Below are 22,937 nucleotides of genomic sequence, written 5' to 3' on the forward strand. Positions count from 1 at the left end.
GTATTTTCCCGAAGCGCGTTGACGGATGCGAAAATTTCGCTCAAGCTGACGAAAATAAATTACGCAGCGGGAACCATACCAGTATGCGAGTGGGGATCATTGGACTCGGATTCCGTCTGGGATATCTGGGCTACGTTTTCAAAGCGATCGATGAGAGCTTCGAGATCGCGGGCTATGTGGATCCTGAGCCGGCTGGCCTGCAGGGGCTCACCGAAAAAGGCATTTCCGCCGGCAAGGCCTACGCTTCCCCTAAGGACCTGATATCAGGTGAAAAGCTCGACCTGCTGATGATCGGCTCGCCGAACCACATGCATCTCGATCATATTCGCCTCGGGCTTGAGGCCGGCCTGAAGATCTTCTGCGAAAAACCGATCGTTTCCACGATCGAACAGAGCATCGAACTTGCTCATCTGATGGCGAAATACGGTCACGAACGGCTGATGGTCGGCCTCGTTCTGCGCTATTCGCCGCTTTACCGCGACCTGCGAGCGGTTCAGGCGGCCGGAACGCTCGGTCAGATCGTCTCCATCGAGGCGGCCGAACATATCCAGCCTTATCACGGCGCTTTCTTCATGCGCGACTGGCGGCGTTATGAGCGCTATGCCGGCAGTTTCATGCTGGAAAAATGCTGCCACGACCTTGATCTCTATAATGGCGTCGTGGGTTCCCGACCGGAGCGGGTCGCAAGCTTCGGCGGCCGCAAGAGTTTCGTGCCCGCCAACGACCCAGCGCGTGAGGGGATCAACGACCTCGAAATGTTCCATCGCAAACCGAGCGGATGGATGGGTTCCAACCGTGTCTTCGACAGCGACGGCGATATCATCGACTACCAGGTGGCGATCATTGAATATGCCAACGGTGTCGGCATGAATTTTCACACCAATCTCAACGTGCCGGACCAATTTCGTCGCTTCGCGGTCATGGGCTCGCGCGGCATGGCCGAGGGTGATTTCATCCGCGGCTATCTCGACGTGCACGAGATGCTGACCGGCAAGAAGGTCATCGAAAACAAATATGCCGCAACCGAACTATCGCAGCACTATGGCGCCGACGAGCAGATGGCGGCCGATCTCATCGCCCATGTGAAGAGGGGCGCTGCCCTGCCGGTGTCGACACTCAATGCCTTGGAGGCTGGAATTCTCGCCTTGTCGATGGATGAGGCCCGCATGAAAAGGACCGTCGTCGATCTCAGGCCCATTTGGGATAGGTTCGACGAAGCACTCCAGTCTCGAGCCGCGTAGGGAGGGGCGCAAGATGGGTGTTCAACGCAGCACAGTCATCTTCGCCTGGATCCTGCTTCTTCCGGCCGTTCTCTACGTCGTCATTATCGTCGCCTATCCGCTGGTCGACACCGTCATTCTGTCTTTCACGGACGCCTCGCTGAAGAAGCTGACGAACTGGGTCGGCCTCGAAAATTATGCGAAGATTTTCAACGAGACATTTGCCTCGGTGATCGTCCGCACCTTCATCTGGACGTTCTTTTCCGTGTCGATCAAGATGATCATCGGCACCTTCGGGGCGCTGATGCTGAATTCGGCGGTTCCCGGCCGCTCGCTTTTTCGCGTGCTGACCATGCCGCCCTGGATCGTGCCGATGGCGATCGGCATCTTCATGTGGGGCTGGATGTATAACGGCCAGTTCGGCATGATTTCCGGCCTGCTGCAGCGCTTTGGTCTCGTCAATGGCCCGGTGGCCTTCTTGGCCTATGGCAGCACCGCCTTCTGGGCGACGATCGTAACGGACGTCTGGATCGGCGTGCCGATGGTGACGCTCTACATGCTGGCCGCGATGCAGTCGATTCCGCAGGATTTGTATGAGGCCGCCTGGACGGATGGTGCCGGACGGTCCTACCGCTTTCGCCGCATCACGCTGCCGCTCCTGGTGCCTTCCCTGGTCACCATGTCGATGCTGTCGCTGATTTCGACGTTCAACTCCTTCGACATCATCTGGATCCTGACCCGCGGCGGTCCGAACGGGGAAACGACGACGATGATCATCGACACCTATAAGACGGCGATCGGGTCCTACAAATATGGCGAAGGTGCCGCCCGCGCGGTGTTGATCTGCATCTTCCTGTCGCTCTTCTGCCTTGCCTATTTCCGCCTCACCAGCCGCTTTGCCACGGGGGACAAGCGATGAGCCATCCGTCGATGATCAATCGCTATCGGTGGTATGAGCTGGTCGGCATCTATGCCGGGATCCTGGTGTTCCTCACCTTCGTTCTGGCGCCCTTCATCGAGGGGTTCCTTGTCTCGCTTAAGCCTCTCAGTCAGCTTTTTTCCTCGCCCTACCGCTTCATTCCCGAAAATGGGTCGTTCGAAGCCTACCGGACGATGTGGACCAGCGTGCCGGGCTTTGGCTGGTATATCTTCAACTCGTTCCTGATTTCCGGCTCGATCACCATTATCGTTCTGATATTGGTGGTGCCCGCCGCCTATGCTTTCGCCCGTTTCGAGTTCAAGGGCTCCGGATTGCTGCTCGGCGCCTTTCTTGCCGTCAAGATGTTCTCCGGCGCGGTCCTGCTGATCCCGCTCTTCCGGCTCATGCGCTCCTTCGGCGTGCTTAATACCTATTTCGCCATGATCGTGCCGGGCGTGGCCTTCATCATCCCGACCGGAATCTGGCTGCTGCACACCTATATGAGGCGCATCCCGCGGGAGCTTGACGAGGCCGCCTATGTCGACGGCGCAAGCCAGCTCTATACGCTACGCCGCGTCATCCTGCCGATCGCGATGCCGGGTATCGTCGTGGTGGCGATTTCCTCCTTCATCGAAGCCTATGCGCAGCAGTTCATCTATGCGCTGACCTTCAATTCGAAGACCGAATACATGCCGCTGCCGGTTGGGTTGTTCGCTTATTTCGGCCGGCAAGAGGTTGTCTGGAACGAACTCATGGCTGCAAGCTTCGTCGGCATAGCGCCGGCGCTGGTCGTGATTTTCTTCCTGCAACGCTATCTCGTCAGCGGTCTGACCGCCGGCGCGGTGAAGCAATAAATCATTCAAAATCACCAGAGAACGGGAGCTTAAACGTGACAATCCATTTCAAAACAGGACTGTTAGCCTTTGCTTTGCTCGGCTCCACCGCGCTTGGCGCCGTGAATGCCCAAGCCGCCGACAAGGAAATTAGCTGGATCTATTGCGGCGACAGCATCGATCCGATCCATGTGAAATACATCAAGCAATGGGAAGACAAGAATCCGGGCTGGGCGGTCAAGCCGGAAGTCGTCGGCTGGGAACAGTGCCAGGACAAGGCGACGACGCTCGCTGCCGCCGGCACGCCGGTCGCCATGGCCTATGTCGGTTCGCGCACGCTCAAGCAGTTCGCCGAGAACGATCTCATCGTCCCCATCCCGATGACGGATGAGGAGAAGAAGAGCTACTATCCGAATATCGTCGATACCGTCACCTCCAACGGCCAGCAATGGGGTGTGCCGATCGCCTTCTCGACCAAGGCGCTCTATTGGAACAAGGACCTCTTCAAGAAGGCGGGTCTCGATCCGGAAAAGCCGCCGACAACCTGGGCCGAGGAAATCGCCGATGCCAAGGCCATCAAGGAAAAGACCGGTATTCCCGGCTATGGCTTGTCGGCCAAGACGTTCGACAACACCATGCACCAGTTCCTGCACTGGGTTTACACGAACAACGGCAAGGTGATCGACGGCGACAAGATCGTCCTCGATAGCCCGGAAGTGCTGGCCGCCCTTCAAGCCTATAAAGACATCACGCCTTATTCGGTCGAGGGACCGACTGCTTACGAACAGAACGAAGTGCGCGCCATCTTCCTGGATGGCAAGGTCGGCATGATCCAGGCGGGCTCGGGCGCTGCCTATCGCCTGAAGGAAACGAAGATCAACTGGGGCGTCGCGCCGCTGCCGCTCGGCCCTTCGGCCAAGGGTCCGGGCACGCTGCTCATCACCGATAGTCTTGCAGTTTTCAAGGGCACCGGCGTCGAGGACAAAGCCATCGAATTTGCCAAGTTCATCACCTCTCCGGGTCCCCAGGGTGAATACGAACTGCAGGGCGGCGCCGGTCTCACGCCTCTTCGTCCGTCTCCGATGGTCGACGAGTTCGAGAAGAAGGACCCCTTCTGGAAGCCGTTCATCGACGGCATCAGCTACGGTGGTCCCGAGCCGTTGTTCAAGGACTACAAGGGCTTCCAGAACGTCATGATCGAAATGGTCCAGTCGGTGGTGACGGGCAAGGCCGAGCCGGCGGACGCCCTGAAGAAGGCGGCTGGCGATCTTGAGCAGTATAAATAAGCCTGCAAATCGCCGGGCCGCGCGCAGCGCGCGGCCCTTTGAGCCCCGCCCGCCTTATGGCGGCGCCGCGCGGAGACAGAGTTTGGGAAAGCTGCATCTTAATCAGGTCAAGAAATTCTACGGCCACTTTGAAGTCATCAAAGGTGTCGAGCTTGATGTGACGGACGGCGAGTTCGTCGTTTTCGTCGGTCCCTCCGGTTGCGGCAAGTCGACCCTGCTTCGGATGATCGCCGGCCTGGACGGCGTCACCAGCGGCGACATCATCATCGATGGCGTGCGCGTCAACGACCTGCCGCCGGTCAAGCGCGGCATTGCCATGGTGTTCCAGTCCTACGCCCTTTATCCGCATATGACGGTGTTCGAGAACATCGCCTTTCCCCTGCGCGTCGAGAAGATGGCGGAAGACAAGCTCAAGGCCAGGGTGGAGCACGCCGCCCGCATATTGCATCTCGATCAGCGCCTGCAGCAAAAGCCGGGCATGCTGTCGGGCGGCCAGCGCCAGCGCGTCGCCATTGGCCGGGCGATCGTCCGCGAGCCGAAGATCTTTTTGTTCGACGAGCCGCTGTCGAACCTCGACGCCGCCCTGCGTGCCGACATGCGCATCGAGCTTGCCAAGCTGCACCGTCAATTGCAGGCAACGATGATCTATGTGACCCACGATCAGGTCGAAGCCATGACCATGGCCGACCGGATCGTTGTCCTCAACGCCGGCGAGATCGCGCAGACCGGCGAGCCGCTGGAACTCTATCATAAGCCGGCAAATAAATTCGTCGCCAGCTTCATCGGCAATCCCAAAATGAATTTCCTCCCCGTGACCTGCAAGGGCGTCACCGAGGCGGGCGTCGAGGTGGAGTACAAGAGGCAAACGGCGCTGCTGCCGGTGACGCCGCGCGACGGTGTGGTCGGTAAGGAGCTGACGCTCGGCGTCCGGCCGGAGCATGTGCAGCTCGGTGGCGGCGATTTATCCCTGACGGTCATGCCGACCGTAATCGAGCGGCTGGGTGCGCAGACGGTCGCCTATGCGGCGCAGGAACGCTACAGCGGCGAAAACTTTTGCGCCACGCTGCCGGGGAGCATCGCCATCCGTACGGATATGCCGCTGGTCACCGGCATCCGCCTAGCCGATTGCCATCTATTCGATGAGAACGGCATAGCTTTCGAGCGCAAGGTCGAGTTGACGGATATCGACATGGAGCTGCTGGGCACGCCGTCTTCGTGAAAGCCCTTTAGGGCCGCCTCGTCCTTCGAGGCCCCGCCACGTCCGCTGGCGCTCCCGTGTCAGAGCTCCTCAGGATGAGGCGGAGCGTCCACCGCGCATCGACGCGCTTGTTTAGCCGAGGCGCAGAAGGTGAGCCCTCATGGTGAGGTGGCGCGCAGCGCCCTCGAACCACGAGGGCGGGTGTTTGGCACGATCGGCGGCGCCCTACCAGACCAACCCGCGTGCCGCGACATCCTCGACGCGGGTCACGATGCCGCCGCGGTGAAACACCATGCGGTCGTACAGGTTGGAGACGACGCAGGTATGGTTGGGGATGATGCGGATCTTCTCGCCAATCACCGGGCGAGACCCGCTGCATTTCGAAAGATCGATCACCCCATGCTCTTCCGAGAGATTCGTGATGACCGCTTGCGGGTAGCCGACCACGGCGCCGTAGTCCGAAAAGCCCAGGAGATCGGAGGTCAGCGCCTTGGAACCGGCGTCGATGACAGCGCGGTTCGGCGTCGGGCGCGAGACGATGGTGGCGAGGATATGCATGGCGCAATCCTCCTCGTCGCAATGACCTGCGCGCACCATCGAGCGATCATTGTAGATGTAGGTGCCGGCACGGTGCTCCGTGGCCGCCGTCACCAGATGCGCCTCATAGAGGCTTGGCGTGCCGCCGCTGCTGACGATGGGGCATTCGATGCCGTCGCGCTTCAGGAGCGAGATCGTCTCGGCCAGAAAGGCCTGTATGGCCGCAGCACTGTTCGGCTTCGGATAGGTCATTAGGCCGCCAAAGATTAGGCCGGGCTTGCCGGCGATGTGTCTGGCCAGAACCGCAGCCTCTTCAGGCGACTGCACGCCGCAGCGTCCGCCGCCGGTATCGCATTCCACAAGTACCGCTAGTGGCTTCCACGTCGCGAAATGCGCGGACAGTCCGTCGACCATAACCATGCTGTCGGCGACGACTTTCAGCCCGGCGATACGATCGTTCAGCGTGGAGAGGCGGACGAGCTTTTCAGGCCCGATGATGTTGAAGGTGACAAGGATATCCTCGAAGCCGGCGTCGGCGAACACTTCGGCCTCGGTGATCTTCTGGCAGTTAACCCCCTTTGCGCCCGCCTTCACCTGGGCGCTCGCAAGCGCAGGAATCTTATGGGTCTTGATATGCGGCCGAAAGTTCAGCCCATGCGCGTCCATATAGGACTGCACGCGAGCGATATTCGCCGCCATGCGATCCTCGTCGATGATCGGCCGCGGCGTCGAGAGATCGTCAATGCGATCGCCTGGCCTGGGGCTGATCTCGGAGGCGATGTGATGCGCCATATCAGGCAGCTCCTTCTTTTGCCGCATGCGGGTCGGCAACCATCGGCCAGATATCCCTGGGCGCGCGGCGATAGGGCGTGCGCGCCGGATTGTTCGGATAGGGCGTTCCGGCCGAGCAGTAAAGGATTTCCGACGCGATCTTGGAGAAGGAGGCGTAGAAGTGGTTGGTCGACTTGATCACCAGGATTTTCTTGCGCGCGGGATCAATGCCCATCACCGAGAAAAGGCTGGGATCGAAGCTTTGGGCGCGCGTCGAATTGAGAATGATGTCGATACCGTTAAGCTCGATATGCGCCGCATCGCCGAAGGGCGCCAGGCTTTCGCCGAAACGCATTTCGGCATTGGCAACGAGCCGCACGACCTTGACGATGCCGTCGATCGGATTGCCGGTGCCAGGCGCCGATTTCGCGCCGAAGCGCAGCGGAATTTCCGCGCCTTCGCCGGCCGCCATACAGATTTGCACTGCCATCGGATCCCAGATCGTGCCGATTGCCGTGTCGCGGGCGCCCCGGGCCAGCAATTCTTCCAGGATGACAGTCGCATCGCCCGCCGTGCCGCCGCCGGGATTGTCCCAGACATCGGCAATGACGACCGGACCTGAATGTGCGGCCATGGCTTCGGCCACCGCCTGCTTTTCATCGATCTGCGGCATCATTAAGGTGCCGCGCTTGGAAAAGAGCTCCAAGCCCAGGTCGCGAGCGAGGGCCTCCCCCTTAGCCGGCTTATCATTGCTGACGACAAGCAGCTTCGTGCCCATTTCCGGCACGTCGCCGGCCATGAAGCCGTGGATCACCGAAATGGACAGGATATCGGCATCATCTTTCTCGATCGTTATGATCTTGTCGACGAAGGAGCGCATAGGCTCGCGCGAGGTCGGGTAGACGTCGATCATCCGGCAATCGAAGACCGACATGACCGGTTTGACGCGGCCCTCCAACGTATCGACGGCGATGCGCCAGAGGTCTTCGGCGCGATCGACGAAATCCGTATGCGGGAACTCTTTGAAGTAGACGAAGAAATTTGTCGCTGCGAGCCGCTTTTTCGTCAAATGGCTGTGCGGATCGAGTTCGGCGCAGACAAGAATGTCCGGCCCAACGATCTCACGGACCCGAGTGAGAAAATCGCCTTCTGGGTCCTCGTAGCCGGCGGCAACCATCGCGCCGTGCAAGCCGAGCACGACGGCGTCGACCGGCATGGCGGCGCGAAGCTGGTCGAGAATTTCGTCACGCAGTCCTTCATAAGCCGTCCGGTTCACCAAGCCGGCCGGGTCGGCCCAGGCGGCCGTGCCCTCGATCAGCTCCCAGCCTTTTTCCGCAGCCACTTGCCGGCCGACCGTGATCGGCGCCGAACAGAGCGTCGGCGTCTCCGGATGTTCGCCTGGCGGCGCATAGAGGGAAGCCTCGAAGGCGCGCCGATCGACGCAGATCGGGGAGAATGTGTTCGTCTCGGTCGCGAGCACCGCGGTGAAAATGCGCAACGCCGTCGCCTCTATTCCATGGGGTTCGGCAGGTAACCGGTAAAGCCGGAAATCTTCCAGCGGCCTTCATGCAGTCGGCAATAATAAAGTGTCTGCCATTTCAGCACATCAATCCCGCCGTCTTTCTTCTTCAGGCTGCCGTCGAATTTCTTGCGCACCAGCGCCATCCCGCCTTCGATCTCGATGTCTTCCAGCGTGGTCGTCGTAAAGATTGCGGTGCGCGGGTCCTCTGCAAAGGATTGCCCGGCGAAATCGCGCGCTTGCCGCAACCATTCGTCGCGGTAGGCGCTGAGCGTCGGGAAGGCGAGGCGCCATTTGTCGGGACTGACTTCGCGGCGGCCATCGATTCCGATAAAGCCGTCTTCGACGAAATCGTCCGCAACCAGCGACCAGTCGGCTGCGAGAAAGGCGTCGATGTCGCGCGGCACCAGCATCTCCCAGATCGCGTGCCGGGCAGTGTCGTCGGCGGAGAATGGATTTTTAAAAGGATCGCGCATTGTCTCCGCCAATATTGAAATTCTTTTCATAAACTGCGATTTTCACTGGTCAAATTCTGCTTTCTATGGTCATTTGTCAACGCGTTAAGAAAATAATTTGCAGGATTGAAAATGACTATCAAGCGTTATGGCGCTGTCCAGACGGGCGCGGGCGGCAAGCCGCTGCCCTTTGCGCGTGCTGTCGAAGCCAATGGCTGGCTCCATGTTTCCGGCCAGGTCGCCATGGAAGACGGCGAGATCATCGACGGCGGTATTGTCGCGCAGACGCATAAGGCGATCGGCAATCTCATCGATATTCTCCATGAGGCCGGCTACGGCGTCGAGCATGTCGTCCGCGTCGGCGTCTGGCTTGATGATTCCCGCGATTTCTGGAGCTTCAACAAGATCTATCAGGACTACTTCGGCGCGCATCCGCCGGCACGCGCCTGCGTGCAGTCGTCGATGATGGTGGATTGCAAGGTGGAGATCGATTGCATCGCGTATAAGACGCCTGAGGCTTAGATGCTCTAAGGCGCGGCAGGATCTTCGGGGTTAAGGGGGAAGTCCGTGGATATTTTCACGACCATGCAGGAGGAGAGGGGGCGGCTGTCGCAGTCGGAGAACCGCATTGTCGACATTGTCCTCAACGACTTCGAATTCGCGGTCAATGCCTCGATCATCGAGCTTGCCGGCAAGGCCGATGTTTCGCCGCCGACCGTGACCCGCTTCTGCCGCCGTCTCGGCTGCGAGAGCTTCTCCGATTTCAAGGTGCAGCTTGCCCGCACCGCCTATGTCGGCATGCGCTATATCAAGCCGGAGCCGAAGAGCATCGAGCCGGCGGATGTTGCCCAGGACATCATCACCAAGGCGCAGAATGCGCTCTTTCTGCTGCATAAAGGCCTGGATATACCAGCGATCGAGCAGGCGTCGAACAAGCTTGCCGGCGCGGAGATGATCTACGCCTTCGGCTCCGGCGGCAATTCCTCGATGATCGCCAGCGAGCTGCAGAACAGGCTTTTCCGCCTCGGCCTGCGCGTCACCGCCAGTTCCGATCACAGCATGCAGTTGATGATGGCCGCTGCCGCCAAGCCGGCGGATGTGCTGATCGGCTCGTCGCTGTCAGGCCGCAATGCCGAGCTGGTGCGGGCCTTCATGCTGGCCCGCGAGGCCAAGGTGCCGACCATCGCGTTGACACAGAGCCACAGTCCGGTGGCGCTTGCCGCCGACATCACCGTGCCGGTCGATTTGCCTGAGGGCAACAATATCTATCGCCCGACATCGACGCGCATCGCCTATCTCGCGGTGGTGGATATCCTTGCAAGCCTCGTCGCCTACCGCATCCGGCCGCAAGCGACGGTGACGCTGCGCCGCATCAAGCAGCAGCTCGTGACCCATCGCGACGGGGACGACCGCCAGCTTCTTGGGGACTAAACAACTAGGATTTATCAGGGGGCAGAGGCATGACTCGATCCGTCGCCATCGTCACCGGAGCTGCCGGCGATATCGGCCGCGCCATAGCCCGGAGGCTCGCGGATGATCACGATACGGTGCTGCTCGTCGATATCGACGCCGCGGCCGTCCGAAAGGCTGCGGAAGAACTGGGGCCGGCGGAACGCTTCGCCGCCCTGAAAACCGACGTTACCAGTGAGGTCGATACCGCTGAGATGGCAAGGGTCGCGGCGGGATTGGGCGTGGTCAAGACCTTGGTCAACAATGCGGGTGCGGCCCGCGCCGTCAGCCTGCACGACACGACACCGGCTATTTGGCGCGCCGACAATGCCCTCAATCTCGAAGCCGCTTTCCTGTGTTTCCGCGCCGTCGAGGATATGCTGAAGACATCGAACGGATCGTTGATCAACATTGCCTCGGTCAACGGCATGGCCGTCTTCGGCCACCCCGCCTATAGCGCCGCCAAGGCCGGGCTCTTGCATTTCACCCGGCTTGTCGCAGTCGAATACGGCAAGTTCGGCATCCGCGCCAATGCGGTCGCGCCGGGCACGGTGCGCACGCAGGCCTGGGAGGCGCGCGCGAACGCCAACCCCAACGTCTTCGAAGAAGCCCGTCGCTGGTATCCGCTGCAGCGCGTCGTCGATCCCGCCGATGTCGCCAATGCCGTCGCCTTTCTTGCCGGCCCGCTGGCCGCCGCCATCACCGGCGTCTGCCTGCCGGTCGATTGCGGCCTGACAGCGGGACAGGCCGAGCTCGCCCACACATTTTCACAGTCCGATCATTATTGAACGCTCGTCGTTAAGGAGAGAATAGATATGCAGCCGGCTTCCTATCATCTCGAAAACACCTGGTCTCCCGAGGGCGGACCGAATGGCCGCCTGACGTTTACGCTGGTCAATCTGTCGGATGCGCCGCTGACCGATTTCCGGCTGGTCTATACCTCCTTGACGCGCGTCATCGATCCCAAGGCCTGCGACAACGCCGTCTTCCTGCGCCGCAACGCCAATTTTCATGAATTTGCCCCGCCTGCCGGTCTCTCCCTTGCCACGGGCGAAAGCTGGAGCTTCAGCGTCAGCGGTCTGAACCGCACGGCAAAACATTGTACCGATGGCGCCAAGTCCGCCTATCTGACGCTGTCGGACGGCAGCCACGTTCCGGTATCCGTTACTGACCTGTTGCTAGAAGGTCGCCTCAGCGCGCCGCCGCCGGTGCTGCTGCCGGAAGGCAAGCTCGATCTGCCCTTCGCCATCCAGCCCTGGCCGGCGGCAATCGATGCCAAGCCGGGCGAGGGCTTTCCCGTCGCGCTCTATCCCGTCAAGGGAACCGATGCCGAAAGCCTGAAGGCCGTTGCGACGGCGCTGGCGCTCTTCCAGCGCCTCTTTTCGGCCAATCATGCGCCGTTCAGCCTCATTACCGCGCCGCAGGGGAGACGCCTGCGCTTCGTCGAGCGGCCGGCTCTCGCCAAGGAAGCCTATGAGCTGACTTTCTCGGCCGACGAGATCACGCTTGCCTATGCCGCCGACGCCGGCCGCCTTTATGGCTTGACGACCTTGGCGCAGCTTCTGGACGGCGCGCGGCGCGAGCCCGGCAAATTCCGCTTTCCGATCGCCGGCACGATCTCCGACCAGCCGCGCTACGGCTGGCGCGGTTGCCATCTCGATGTCTCCCGGCAATTCCATCCCAAGGAGAACGTGAAGCGGCTGATCGATATCCTCGCCTGGCTGAAGCTCAACATCTTCCATTGGCATTTGACCGACGACGAGGCTTGGCGGCTGGAGATCAAGGCCTATCCGCAACTCACCTCGACCGGCGTGCTGCGCGGCCCGGACGAGCCATTGCTGCCGCAGCTCGGCAATGGCGCCTATCCGGTCGACGGCTTCTATTCGCATGATGATGTCAGGGAGATCGTCGCCCATGCCCTGGCGCTCGGCGTCGAGGTCGTGCCCGAAATCGATATTCCCGGCCACAGCACCGCCGCCCTCGTCGCCCTGCCGGATCTGGCGGACGGCCAGGAGGCGCCGGAGAGCTATCATTCCGTCCAGGGCTATCCCAACAATGCCCTCAACCCGGCGGTCGAGCCGACCTATGATTTCCTCGGGAAAGTGTTCGACGAAATGGTCGAGCTGTTCCCGTCCGAATATATCCATATCGGCGGCGACGAAGTGGCCGATGGCTCCTGGCTTGCCTCGCCGCTCGCCCGCAAGCTGATGGAGCGCGAAGGCATATCCGGCACCTTCGCGCTGCAATCCTACTTCCTGAAGCGGGTGAAGACGATGCTGACGGCGCGCGGCCGCAAGCTTGCCGGCTGGAACGAAGTCGCCCATGGCGGCGGCGTCGGCACGGAGGGCACGTTGCTGATGGCCTGGGAGAAGCCGGAGGTCGGCATCGAGCTTGCGCGCGAAGGCTACGATGTGGTGATGACGCCCGGACAGGCCTATTACCTCGATATGGTGCAGGCGGAAGCCTGGCAGGAGCCGGGTGCGAGCTGGGCCGGCACGGTACCGCCGGCGCATACTTACGCCTATGAGGCGGAAGGGGAATTCCCTGAGGAACTAAAGGATCGGATGAAGGGCGTGCAGGCCTGCATCTGGCTCGAAAATTTCCTCTCCCGCGCCTATTTCAACCGCCTCGTCTTCCCCAGACTGCCGGCCATCGCCGAAGCTGCCTGGACGCCGAAGGCAGGCAAGAATTGGGAACGGTTCGCCGCGATCGTGCGGCTCAGTCCGGCTCTATAGGCGGGGATGTCCAGGGTCGTGATTGCCGCAGCCGTGATTGGCTGCATTGCCGGCAACGCATGGCAATGTCACGAAAGCGATAGAGTAGATGCAGAATAATGGGTTTCCTTTCGATAGCGACGTCTGTCACATAGAAGAGGAATCCCCATGAAAAAGATCATTCTGCTCACGGCATTGACGCTGTCCGCCTCAAGCGCAATGGCAATGTCCCGCTATGACTCCCACAACATGACCTGCTCGGCTCTTCACGACAAGATTGCCGAAGAAGGCGAAATCGTCCTGCGATACCCCTCGCACGGCGTCAACAATCTGATGATGTATGATCGATACGTGTCAAACTCCGCCGCCTGCGTAAACCGCGGCGTCATGTCGAGTGCGACAGTACCGACGTCGGACAATCCAAGCTGCAAGGTCCAGCGCTGTGTCTCGACGACCGGCAAGGGGCATAATCGTAAGTGAATGCGGTGCGAGCCGAGCTATGCGTTGTCGGATTTAAACTGAGACATTGCAGAGAAGGAATCTCGGATGCCTTGTTCCTTGCTGCCAGTGTCAGCACGACCCTTTGCTGACCTAAGGGGGCTATGCTTATAAGCTTTTTTGACGATGGATTCGGAGCCGGGTGATCAAGATCCACCCCGGACTCAACTTATCCTTAATCGATTCTCAATTATCAACTACAGTGGTAGTTAGGAGAATCATCCTATGGCAGAAACATCGATTGAGTGGACAGATACAACATGGAATCCCGTGGCCGGCTGCACAATTCTTACGGCTGGCTGCACAAATTGCTATGCAATGAGAATGGCGGCGCGCCTAGAGGCGATGGGACAGGAAAAGTACTCTGGGCTAACGCGAAAGAGCGGCGGCCGTGCAAAATGGACCGGTAAGGTTACACTTGATTGGAAAGCACTCGCTGTTCCAGCGACGTGGTCAAAACCTCGCCTCGTTTTCGTCAACTCGATGTCAGACCTCTTCCATACTGACGTGCCGCGTGAGTTCATAGCGGCCGTTTGGGATGTCATGGAAGCCACCCCGCGACACACGTATCAGATATTGACAAAGCGACCAGACAGGATGCGCGACATTCTGAGCGCGTCGGAGTTTAGAGTTCTTCCGAATGTTTGGCTCGGTGCGAGTGTCGAAGATAATCGCGTAATCGGTCGCATTGACGACCTTCGGCACGTGCCCGCCGCAGTGCGCTTCATATCGTTTGAACCGCTAATAGGCTCAGTGGCCGGGGCGAATCTCTCTGACATTCACTGGGCTATCGTTGGCGGCGAGTCCGGGCCACAATCGCGCTTTATGGATCCTCTTTGGGTCGATGAGATCGAAGCGATGTCCAGGCGCTTTGGTGCGGCCTTCTTCTTTAAACAGTGGGGTGGTCGCAACAAGAAGGCCGCGGGGCGAGAGCTCAACGGCCGGACTTACGACGAGATGCCGATTTCGGCCCAAAGTTCTTATTGACGTAGCTGACAAACTTCTCCGCGAGTTCCGTGGCTTTTCGACGTCGATTTGCCACTGCGAGAAACAGCGAGAACGTGTGGCCACTGTGAGGTGTAATTATCGGCAGCGGGTCGGAGACGAAGGCAAATTCCTCCGTCATCAAACCCTTGAACCATTGATCAATTTGGGCCTTCGATATTGTTCTCTTCGCTGACGGTTCTTTTTTCTCCAACGGTATCGTGTCAGCGAACATGTCAGATTGCTTTGACGGCTCTTCGGGGGTGATCGCATACAATTCCCGCCACCGCGGGCTAAGGACGCGATCCAACGTAGTCGCCTTATTCCCTACTCCTCCGAAATCGTGCGCCAGTTGGCGCGTGACGGCCTGAACGTTAAAGAAATACCAGACGTCCAGGCATTCCGTAGCTGCCAAGGCCCGCAACGTGGACCAATCGACCTGCATCGAGAACGGGTCCAAGAAGACAACTCCCCTAGAAAAGCTTTTAGCTTTCCTCGTCCAAGGCTCTTTGCTGATCAGCTTTAGAAGCTCGCTGTTTGCATCACCCTGAAGGACTTCAATTTCCACACTGGGGAAATCGTTTTTCACTTCTGCCAATTGCTTGGCGCGTATCGGATCTTTTTCGATGAAAACGAAATGCTTGAAAGGCGGATCGATCTTAAGCGCCCTGCGCGCAGAGCCGTCGAGTGTTTCGATGACAGTCTCTAATGGCGCGCCCTCAAGCAAGCCACCTATTTCCCTCTCAGCTTCGCGATCGCCTGAACCGGCGTAAGCATCGATATACCAAATATCCATTCTTCTCGGCGTTAGCGCATTTGAGTAACACTGCAGGTAGTATTCCACTGCGTCGAGTTTGACTTCGGACCAAGGCCCGCCGTACTTGTGCGCCATTTTCGTCAGTCCAACCATTATTAAAGATGGTTGTACCATAATCTGAGTCGCGCATAAGTCGAAGATATTTTAACCAGCTATCAAGCCACAAAAAACAGCAAACCGCATTGCGCCCGCCGAGCTTGGAGCATGCCGACTGGCCGCCGCCACAGGTAAAGACAGTCGCAAGTCCCCACATATGGATCGAATTTTGCGTCAACGAATGGCGGAGAATGCGCTAAACGGAAGATACAAAAAACCCCGGAAAACCGGGGCTTCTGAGGTTATCCTGCACACGTGCGATAACAAAATACGGAAACTTGGTGCCCAGAAGAGGACTCGAACCTCCACGCCTCGCGGCACAGGTACCTGAAACCTGCGCGTCTACCAATTCCGCCATCTGGGCGACGGACACGCATGTAAGGGGGTGGCTCTCCGGTGTCAACAGGGTTTTTGAAGTTTTCGTGGCAATCTGAAAAAAAGCGGTTGATGCCCGGGTTAACCCCGGGCTGCCGCCCAGGCGCGGATGAGGCCAAGTCCCTGTTCCAGCAAGGCCTTTGCTTCGTTTTCATCTGATGCTTCGACATAGCAGCGCATCTCCGGCGCATTGCCGGAGGGGCGGAAATGGACGATTCGGCCATCGGTCAGCGTCACCCGCAGCCCGTCGATGTCGCTCTTTGACGCCACGCCAGCGACCGGCGCCAGGAAGGCGGCGAGATTGGTGTCGGAGGCGCGCAGATGGGCCATCAGCGCCGCACTGGTTTCGACCGGAAAATTCTCCAGCCGGTCGGCGGCGGCAAAGGGCAGGCGGTAGTTGGCGGCAACGGCCGACAGCGGCTGTTTTGCGCGCGCAGCGGCGTAAAGCGTCGCGAGGATGGGCAGGAAGCTGTCGCGCGTCGGAAGCGCGCGTACCGGCTCGCCTTCGATGATGAAGCGGCTTGCCGTCAGCGTGCCGCCATTGGCCTCGAAGCCCATGACATTGGCCTTGCCGGCCGCCAAGGCCTCGTCCATGCCGGCGATGACGTAGGGAGAGCCGACGCGGGTGCGGGTGACGGCGTAGGAGCCGGCAGCTTCGATGCCGGAATTGGAGGTGACCGGCGTCACCACCACTTCCGCGCCGAGGAAATTTGCGGCGATGAGGCCGAGCAGGTCGCCGCGCAGCGGCTCGCCGGTTTCATCGGAGACAAGCGGCCGGTCGCCGTCGCCATCGGCGGAGACGATCGCATCCAGCCCATGTTCCGGCGCCCAGCCCTTCAGCAGGCTGATGGTGTCGGCGGAGACGGCTTCGGTGTCGACGGGAATGAAGCTTTCGGAGCGGCCGAGCGGCACGACGCGCGCGCCGTAATGCGCGAGCACCACGCCGAGCAGATCGCGCGCTACCGTGCTGTGCTGATAGACGCCGATGGTGAGGCCGCTAAGGCTGTCGGCGGGCAGCAGGGCGATATTGCGTTCGAAAAACAGCGCTTCGGCCTCTGCGGCCCGGTTCTCGCCGACGCCCGGCGTCTCGTCCAGATCGGCGTCACCGATGTCCGCGGCTTCCGCGCTGATCGCCACTTCGTCCTGCTTGTCGATCTCGCCGTCCGGCCGGTAGAATTTGATGCCGTTGCGGTCGGCTGGAATATGCGAGCCGGTGATCATCAGCGAGGCAGCCTTCAGCTCCAGCCCGTAAAGTGCCAGCGCCGGGGTCGGCAGCGTGCCGCAATCGACGGGCGTCAGGCCGGCGCGTTTCAGCGCGCCGATGCAGGTGGCGGAGATCGCCGGGCTGGAGTCGCGAAAATCGCGGCCAACCAGGATGAGATCGCCGGGTTGCGCATGGCCGCTCTTCAACAAGTGGCGGGCATAGGCCATGGCGTAGAGGGCGGACGCGCGTCCCATGAGGTCTACGGACAAGCCGCGAAGGCCACTGGTTCCAAATTTCAAGCTGCTCACGTGCAATCTCCTCGGAATGTTGCGCCTCTTATGGAACAAGCGGGGAAAAGGATCAACCGATCGATCGCCGCCGATATCTGCCCTCGCGACCCTGGTTTTGCTTGGGGTGAAGGCCCAAATATAGAGGGAGCCGCGGGAAAAGGTGCTGGGTCGCCACGACCTGCAACGGGAGTCCGTCATGATTGTATTCGGCAAGATCGCATTCGGCTGCGCCGTCAGCCTCGTTTTGCTGTCGCCGCCATATCTCGCGAATGCCGCCTCGAACAGCCCGAAGCTCGGCCTCCCGCCTCCCGTGGTCGGGCCTACGGTTTGCGATTATCGCGGCTGTTTCGGCTTCGGCTCGCAGCAATGGTATCGCCGGCCCGGCGAGCCCATTCCCTATACGCCGCGGAGCCTTGATAACAGGAATCGCTTTGATAATCCTCGTGTCTATATTCAGCCGCGCAACGATGCCCCGCCGGCAACCGATTATCAGGCGCCGGTCAACAATCGCACCCGCCATCAGATATGGTGCTCCGAACATTATCGGACCTACAATCCCGGCACCAATCTCTACAGCACTCTCCACCACGGGTTCCAGACCTGCCGCTCTCCCTATTATTGAACCGAAGAGCCGTTGGCGCGGGTTTCAGCGCAGAGCACATCCGTTCTCTTTGTCTTATATGGGAAAGCTAAAATAAATCGCTTGATTTTCTTGCAACTTAAGCAGTCCCTATAATGTCGCCGCTTCCATCGGGTCGCGAGCGAAGCAAGGGAGCCCAAAATGGCAAAGGGTCAATTGAGAAGTCATCGCGAAGCACGAAAACCCAAGAAGGGCAAGATCGTCGCTGTAAAGCAGCAGCCGGGTTCTATCGTCAGGCAAGCTACCAGCACGATTAGCCTCGGCAGGAAAGACAAGTGACAAAGCGAAGACGCGCCGACAGGCCGCGCCTTCTCGATATGTCAGCCACTGCAATGTCGGCCGGCGCGCCAAGAGGTGCGCCGGAGAGCGCTGCGGTCAGCTCTCCAGCGATCCGCGATCCAAATGGCCGAGATCGCGTTCGGGATCGATGATATCGCGCACCCGCCGCTTCAGCTCCTTCGGGCCGGGAAAGCCGCCGTCGCGCTTGCGCTCCCATAGCAGTTCACCGTCGATACGGATTTCGAAGTTGCCGCCGGTGCCGGGGATCAGCGCCACTTCGCCCACGCTGTCGCTGAAGGTTTGCAGCAGCTCCTGCGCCATCCAGCCGGCGCGCAGCAGCCAATTGCATTGCGTACAATAGAGAATGGTGATCCGCGGCTTATCGGTCATCGTCGATTTCCTTGTTGCTTTCTGACGTTTAGGCTCAACTTAAATCGGCTGCAAGCCGGGCCTTGCGTCGTCGTTCCGCTCATGCTCATCTTCGCCCGAATTATTTTCGGGGTTCATGAGAATGCGGGTCGCAATCGTCGAAAACATGAAGAACACGCCACTCGGCGCCCTCGGCATCGCGCTGGAAGAGGCGGGAGCGGAGATCGAATGGTTCCGCCCGTGGGACGGCGAGGGGCTTCCGAAGAATGTAAAGACTTGTGATGCGCTGGTCGTGCTCGGCGGCGAACAGAATGCCCGCGATGATGAGACCCATCCCTATCTGCCGGAACTCGCAAGGCTCATGCGGCGGTTCGAAGAGGCCGATAAGGCCGTGCTCGGCATCTGCCTCGGCAGCCAGCTTCTGGCCCGCGCCTATGAGGCAGAAAACCTGATCGGCACAGCCCATGAATTCGGCTGGAAAACAGTCGGTGTCACTGAGGAAGGCAAGGCCGATCCGCTTCTGTCCGAATTGGGCGACGATTTCACCATCTTCCAATGGCATTCCGACACGTTTTCGCTGCCGGCCGGCGCCATCCGCCTCGCCACCAACGCGGTAACCGGCAACCAGGCCTTCCGCATTGGCCGCGCCGCCTATGGCACGCAGTTCCATTTCGAGGCCAACGCCGCCGTGGTTGAAGGCTGGCGCATGGACTTTAAGGCATCGATCGAACGCAACGAGCCCGGCTGGCTGGAGCGCTATGCCGAGATCGCCGCACAGCATGCGCCGGCGGCTGAAATCGCCGGGCTGGCGATCGCCCGGGCCTGGGTAAGGACGATGAGTGCTGAGGTGAAGCTGCAGGCGGCGTCTTAGAGCAATTCCAGAAAAAGTGCGTAGCGGTTTTCCGTCCGGAATTGCGTGAAACAAAAAGATAGAGCCGTTCAATCGACTAGCGCGTCTATTGCGGCTCTCCATTGCCGGATGCGATCTGTGCCGCCCCGGCTATAGCGTTGCGAAACGCGTCATCGAAGCTGACGCCGCGGATTCGCCAGTGATGGATTTTTCCATTTTCCGTCATCGACCAATCGGCGACCCAGCCGAGATCCTTGTCGCTCCAAACGAGCGAACCCGCCAAGGCGACATCGCCGCCGATGGTCTTGGCCAAGGCATCGAGTTCTTGCTGTGTCGTCCCCGCCAAAGCGGTTGCAGTGAGGCCTCGACTGACCAGCATTGCCTTGTTGGGCACAATGATTGCCATGGCAAACGGTCTAGCGGCCGCTTCGAAAGCGTCGATCATATAAGGGCTTTTGTCACTGTCGCGGCTCAGCACGAAACCGCGTCGCGCATCGCGCACGACCAAGAAAATCGCGAGTTTCGGGCGTGGTGACAGCCACGGCTTGCGCCCGGGCATGTAGATGCAGGTGAGGTCCTGCGGCCGGTCGTGGGTGCCTTGCTCGTCATGAATCGGGATACCTTCCAGGCGATCGTGATAGCTGTAGGTCGCGACGAAGGAGCCGGCACGCGGCAGCATCGCTTGAAAGGCATTCTCCGACGTCACACGCTGATCGCCGCTAACCCTGACAAGCACGCGACCGAGACAATTCTTGAAACCGAGTTCGCGATTAACGGCGCCGGTGCCGGTCACAATTGCCTGCGCGCGGTAGAGGCTGTGATCATCGGCGTGAGCGACGGCTGTCATGCCGATAAGTGCGAAAGCGATGGCCATCGATCGTGATTTCAACATCGAGAGATCTCCGAACGCCGCCATGGTGTCGTGAAAACAAGCGGCAGGCAATGTCAGATTATGACGGTCGAGCGTCGTTGACGATGGCTTTGACAACGGCGTCAAGGCCGCTAGATTTCATGGAAACGGGAGGAGGCGAGATCATGACCCAGCCAGAATTACCCTGGGAAGGCGGGTGCCGTTGCGGGGAGGTGCGACTGAAGATCAGCGCCAAACCGCTATTGACCATGGCTTGCCATTGCACCGGCTGCCAGCGCATGTCCTCCAGCGCCTATTCGCTGAGCGTCGCAATCCCGAGCGAAGGCTTCGAAGTCACGCAAGGCGAGCCCGTCATCGGCGGGATGCACGACGAAAACCTGAAGCACTATTTCTGCCCCTATTGCATGAGCTGGATGTTCACCCGCCTGGAAGGGTTCGACTGGTTCGTGAACCTGCGCCCGACCATGCTTGACGACCCCAGTTGGTTCACGCCTTTCGCCGAGACCTGGACGAGAGAAAAATTGCCGTGGGTGACGACCCCTGCGGTTCACAGCTATGCCGCGTTGCCGGAGATGAACGAGTATGAGGGGCTGATCAAGGAGTATGCGGAGCAGGCATAAATTCTAGCTGCGAAGCGTACCGTCAGAACTGCCGATATTTTCCGAACGGCAGGCCGTGCTTTTCAACATAGGCGTTGGCTTGTTCGATGGCTTCAGCGTTTTCCTGCAGCCATAGGCGCTCACGCTCGGTCTTGATGGCGCGCGCTATGCCGTCTTCAGCAGCGCGCGCGATATTGATTTTCAGTTCGCGGGCATCCGAAAGCAGTTTCTCGTCCAGAGACAAAATGGCGGCTTTGCGCGTCGTTTGGGCCATGAGGCGTTCCTCAAATTATGCCCAATCTATATACGTGTGATCTGCCATTCAGGAGAGCTTTACTCATCCCCCATCTTCAGCGCCGCAATAAACGCCTCCTGCGGGATTTCGACCTTGCCGAACTGCCGCATGCGCTTCTTGCCTTCCTTCTGCTTGTCGAGCAGCTTGCGCTTGCGGGTGGCGTCGCCGCCGTAGCACTTGGCGGTCACGTCCTTGCGCAGTGCCTTCACCGTCTCGCGGGCGATGATGCGCCCGCCGATGGCGGCCTGGATCGGGATCTGGAACATATGCTGCGGGATCAGGTCCTTCAGCTTCTCGCACATGACGCGGCCGCGCTTTTCGGCGGCGGAGCGGTGTACCAGCATGGAGAGCGCGTCCACCGGCTCGGCATTGACGAGGATCGACATCTTGACGAGATCGCTCTCGCGATAGTCGGTCAGGCTGTAGTCGAAGGAGGCATAGCCCTTGGAGATCGACTTCAGGCGGTCGTAGAAGTCGAACACCACTTCGTTGAGCGGCAGATCGTAGGTAATCATCGCGCGGTTGCCAACATAGGTCAGCTCGGTCTGAATACCACGGCGGTCCTGGCAGAGCTTGAGGATCGAGCCGAGATAATCGTCCGGCGTTAGGATCGTCGCCTTGATCCACGGCTCGCGGAATTCGGAAATCTTGACGACGTCCGGCATGTCGGCCGGGTTGTGCAGCTCGATCTCAGCGCCGTCGGTCATGGTGAGCTGATAGACGACGGAGGGCGCCGTCGCGATCAGGTCGAGATTGAACTCGCGTTCCAGGCGTTCCTGGATGATTTCCAGATGCAGCAGGCCGAGGAAGCCGCAGCGGAAGCCGAAACCGAGAGCCGCCGAGGATTCCATTTCGAAGGAGAAGCTGGCGTCGTTGAGGCGCAGCTTGCCCATGGCCGAGCGCAGGTCCTCGAAATCGGCGGCATCGACCGGGAAGAGGCCGCAGAACACCACCGGCTGCGCCGGTTTGAAGCCCGGCAGCGGCTCGGCGGTCGGACGCTTGTCCTCGGTGATGGTATCGCCGACGCGGGTGTCGGCCACTTCCTTGATCGAGGCGGTGATGAAGCCGATCTCGCCGGGGCCGAGGCTGTCGACGGCGACCATCTTCGGCGTCAGCACGCCGACACGCTCGATCTGGTACTTCGCGTCCGTACCCATCATGCGGATGGTCTGGCCCTTGGTCAGCGTGCCGTCGATGATGCGCACGAGAACCATCACGCCGAGATAGGTGTCGTACCAGCTATCGACCAGCAGCGCCTTCAACGGTGCCTTTTCGCCGCCCGCGCTCCTCGGCGCCGGTAGCTTATGCACGATGGCTTCGAGAACGTCAGGAATGCCGAGGCCGGTCTTGGCTGAGATCAGCACGGCGTCGGAGGCATCGATGCCGATCACTTCTTCGATCTGTTCCTTGATGCGGTCCGGTTCGGCCGCTGGCAGGTCGATCTTGTTGAGGACCGTGACGAGCTCGTGATTGTTGTCGATCGCCTGATAGACGTTGGCGAGCGTCTGCGCTTCCACGCCCTGCGATGCATCCACCACCAGCAGCGAGCCTTCGCAGGCTGACAGCGAGCGCGAGACTTCATAGGCGAAATCGACGTGTCCGGGCGTGTCGATCAGGTTGAGAATGTAGGTCTCGCCGTTCTTGGCCTTGTAGTGCAAGCGCACGGTCTGGGCCTTGATGGTGATTCCGCGCTCGCGCTCGATCTCCATGTTGTCCAATACCTGCTCCGACATCTCGCGTTCGGCAAGGCCGCCCGTCGTCTGGATCAGGCGGTCGGCCAGCGTCGATTTGCCGTGGTCGATATGGGCCACGATCGAGAAGTTGCGGATATGCGAAAGCGGAGTGGTGGAATTGGTGCTCATGCGCGAG

At 60.0% G+C, this 22,937-nt stretch carries 24 protein-coding genes and 1 tRNA gene; 15 read left to right on the forward strand and 10 right to left on the reverse strand.

The window, feature by feature from the left end; genetic code table 11:
• Positions 1–83: 83 nt before the first annotated feature.
• From QA646_RS18115 to ugpC, 5 genes are all read left to right on the forward strand, one after another.
• Positions 84–1,241 carry a Gfo/Idh/MocA family oxidoreductase gene (locus tag QA646_RS18115; protein ID WP_283056754.1) on the forward strand — a complete coding sequence of 386 codons (1,158 nt, stop codon included), beginning with the start codon at positions 84–86 and terminating at the stop codon, positions 1,239–1,241.
• Positions 1,242–1,254: 13 nt separating this feature from the next.
• Entirely contained in the window at positions 1,255–2,139 is an 885-nt protein-coding gene (locus tag QA646_RS18120; RefSeq protein ID WP_283056755.1) for a sugar ABC transporter permease, read from the forward strand.
• On the forward strand, positions 2,136–2,993 hold the full coding sequence (locus tag QA646_RS18125) for a carbohydrate ABC transporter permease (protein ID WP_283056756.1): 858 nt from the start codon (positions 2,136–2,138) through the stop codon (positions 2,991–2,993). The genes QA646_RS18120 and QA646_RS18125 overlap by 4 nt, the downstream gene beginning before the upstream one ends.
• Positions 2,994–3,028: 35 nt before the next feature.
• Positions 3,029–4,258, forward strand: a complete 1,230-nt coding sequence (locus tag QA646_RS18130; RefSeq protein ID WP_283056757.1) for an ABC transporter substrate-binding protein — start codon at positions 3,029–3,031, stop codon at positions 4,256–4,258.
• 82 nt (positions 4,259–4,340) lie between these two features.
• The gene (ugpC, locus tag QA646_RS18135) at positions 4,341–5,477 is read left to right on the forward strand and encodes a sn-glycerol-3-phosphate ABC transporter ATP-binding protein UgpC (RefSeq protein ID WP_283056758.1); all 1,137 of its coding nucleotides are present in this window, start codon (positions 4,341–4,343) and stop codon (positions 5,475–5,477) included.
• A gap of 204 nt (positions 5,478–5,681) precedes the next feature.
• On the opposite strand, the gene QA646_RS18140 is transcribed toward ugpC, so the two are convergent.
• Genes QA646_RS18140 through QA646_RS18150 form a run of 3 tightly spaced genes read right to left on the reverse strand, consistent with a single transcriptional unit; the run spans position 5,682 to position 8,759 of the window.
• Positions 5,682–6,785: a D-TA family PLP-dependent enzyme gene (locus QA646_RS18140; protein ID WP_283056759.1), complete on the reverse strand. Its 1,104-nt coding sequence runs from the start codon at positions 6,783–6,785 to the stop codon at positions 5,682–5,684.
• Between the two features lies 1 nt (position 6,786).
• Complete coding sequence (locus QA646_RS18145; RefSeq protein WP_283056760.1) at positions 6,787–8,262, reverse strand: M81 family metallopeptidase; 1,476 nt, start codon at positions 8,260–8,262, stop codon at positions 6,787–6,789.
• An 11-nt stretch (positions 8,263–8,273) separates the two neighbouring features.
• Positions 8,274–8,759: a hypothetical protein gene (locus QA646_RS18150; protein ID WP_283056761.1), complete on the reverse strand. Its 486-nt coding sequence runs from the start codon at positions 8,757–8,759 to the stop codon at positions 8,274–8,276.
• A 111-nt stretch (positions 8,760–8,870) separates the two neighbouring features.
• On the opposite strand from QA646_RS18150, the gene QA646_RS18155 reads away from it, so the two are divergent.
• The 6 genes from QA646_RS18155 to QA646_RS18180 all read left to right on the forward strand — a co-directional run bounded on the left by QA646_RS18155 (position 8,871) and on the right by QA646_RS18180 (position 14,386).
• Positions 8,871–9,260 carry a RidA family protein gene (locus tag QA646_RS18155; protein WP_283056762.1) on the forward strand — a complete coding sequence of 130 codons (390 nt, stop codon included), beginning with the start codon at positions 8,871–8,873 and terminating at the stop codon, positions 9,258–9,260.
• A 45-nt stretch (positions 9,261–9,305) separates the two neighbouring features.
• The gene (locus QA646_RS18160) at positions 9,306–10,169 is read left to right on the forward strand and encodes a MurR/RpiR family transcriptional regulator (protein ID WP_283056763.1); all 864 of its coding nucleotides are present in this window, start codon (positions 9,306–9,308) and stop codon (positions 10,167–10,169) included.
• A gap of 29 nt (positions 10,170–10,198) precedes the next feature.
• Positions 10,199–10,975 carry an SDR family oxidoreductase gene (locus QA646_RS18165; RefSeq protein WP_283056764.1) on the forward strand — a complete coding sequence of 259 codons (777 nt, stop codon included), beginning with the start codon at positions 10,199–10,201 and terminating at the stop codon, positions 10,973–10,975.
• A gap of 27 nt (positions 10,976–11,002) precedes the next feature.
• Positions 11,003–12,922, forward strand: a complete 1,920-nt coding sequence (locus QA646_RS18170; protein WP_283056765.1) for a beta-N-acetylhexosaminidase — start codon at positions 11,003–11,005, stop codon at positions 12,920–12,922.
• Between the two features lie 147 nt (positions 12,923–13,069).
• Positions 13,070–13,381 (forward strand): hypothetical protein, encoded by a 312-nt coding sequence (locus QA646_RS18175; RefSeq protein ID WP_283056766.1) that lies wholly within the window; start codon positions 13,070–13,072, stop codon positions 13,379–13,381.
• Between the two features lie 243 nt (positions 13,382–13,624).
• Positions 13,625–14,386 carry a DUF5131 family protein gene (locus tag QA646_RS18180; protein ID WP_283056767.1) on the forward strand — a complete coding sequence of 254 codons (762 nt, stop codon included), beginning with the start codon at positions 13,625–13,627 and terminating at the stop codon, positions 14,384–14,386.
• Here the strand turns inward: QA646_RS18180 and tcmP are convergent.
• The 3 genes from tcmP to QA646_RS18195 form a co-directional block, all read right to left on the reverse strand.
• Positions 14,334–15,275, reverse strand: coding sequence for a three-Cys-motif partner protein TcmP (tcmP, locus tag QA646_RS18185; RefSeq protein ID WP_283056768.1), 942 nt, complete (start codon positions 15,273–15,275; stop codon positions 14,334–14,336). The genes QA646_RS18180 and tcmP overlap by 53 nt on opposite strands.
• A gap of 300 nt (positions 15,276–15,575) precedes the next feature.
• Positions 15,576–15,660 (reverse strand) — tRNA-Leu (locus QA646_RS18190).
• A gap of 92 nt (positions 15,661–15,752) precedes the next feature.
• Positions 15,753–17,174 (reverse strand): phosphomannomutase, encoded by a 1,422-nt coding sequence (locus QA646_RS18195; RefSeq protein ID WP_283058910.1) that lies wholly within the window; start codon positions 17,172–17,174, stop codon positions 15,753–15,755.
• Positions 17,175–17,361: 187 nt separating this feature from the next.
• On the opposite strand from QA646_RS18195, the gene QA646_RS18200 reads away from it, so the two are divergent.
• Both QA646_RS18200 and QA646_RS18205 read left to right on the forward strand, forming a co-directional pair.
• Positions 17,362–17,787 (forward strand): hypothetical protein, encoded by a 426-nt coding sequence (locus QA646_RS18200; protein ID WP_283056769.1) that lies wholly within the window; start codon positions 17,362–17,364, stop codon positions 17,785–17,787.
• 159 nt (positions 17,788–17,946) lie between these two features.
• The gene (locus tag QA646_RS18205) at positions 17,947–18,084 is read left to right on the forward strand and encodes a hypothetical protein (protein WP_283056770.1); all 138 of its coding nucleotides are present in this window, start codon (positions 17,947–17,949) and stop codon (positions 18,082–18,084) included.
• 96 nt (positions 18,085–18,180) lie between these two features.
• Here QA646_RS18205 and QA646_RS18210 read toward each other — a convergent pair whose 3' ends face one another.
• Positions 18,181–18,474 (reverse strand): SelT/SelW/SelH family protein, encoded by a 294-nt coding sequence (locus QA646_RS18210; protein ID WP_283056771.1) that lies wholly within the window; start codon positions 18,472–18,474, stop codon positions 18,181–18,183.
• A gap of 121 nt (positions 18,475–18,595) precedes the next feature.
• Here QA646_RS18210 and QA646_RS18215 point away from each other — a divergent pair, with 121 nt between their 5' ends.
• Positions 18,596–19,324 carry a type 1 glutamine amidotransferase gene (locus QA646_RS18215; RefSeq protein WP_283056772.1) on the forward strand — a complete coding sequence of 243 codons (729 nt, stop codon included), beginning with the start codon at positions 18,596–18,598 and terminating at the stop codon, positions 19,322–19,324.
• Positions 19,325–19,409: 85 nt separating this feature from the next.
• Here QA646_RS18215 and QA646_RS18220 read toward each other — a convergent pair whose 3' ends face one another.
• Positions 19,410–20,195 carry a DUF2066 domain-containing protein gene (locus QA646_RS18220; RefSeq protein WP_283056773.1) on the reverse strand — a complete coding sequence of 262 codons (786 nt, stop codon included), beginning with the start codon at positions 20,193–20,195 and terminating at the stop codon, positions 19,410–19,412.
• Between the two features lie 143 nt (positions 20,196–20,338).
• Between QA646_RS18220 and QA646_RS18225 the strand changes: the two genes are divergently transcribed.
• A complete protein-coding gene (locus QA646_RS18225) occupies positions 20,339–20,794 on the forward strand; it encodes a GFA family protein (protein ID WP_283056774.1) in 456 nt (151 codons plus the stop codon).
• 22 nt (positions 20,795–20,816) lie between these two features.
• On the opposite strand, the gene QA646_RS18230 is transcribed toward QA646_RS18225, so the two are convergent.
• Together QA646_RS18230 and lepA are read right to left on the reverse strand one after the other, a co-directional pair.
• A complete protein-coding gene (locus QA646_RS18230; RefSeq protein WP_283056775.1) occupies positions 20,817–21,047 on the reverse strand; it encodes a type II toxin-antitoxin system CcdA family antitoxin in 231 nt (76 codons plus the stop codon).
• A gap of 59 nt (positions 21,048–21,106) precedes the next feature.
• A complete protein-coding gene (gene lepA / locus QA646_RS18235; RefSeq protein WP_283056776.1) occupies positions 21,107–22,930 on the reverse strand; it encodes a translation elongation factor 4 in 1,824 nt (607 codons plus the stop codon).
• Positions 22,931–22,937 lie beyond the last annotated feature (7 nt).

Source organism: Rhizobium sp. CB3090, assembly GCF_029714285.1.
Lineage (GTDB): Bacteria > Pseudomonadota > Alphaproteobacteria > Rhizobiales > Rhizobiaceae > Rhizobium.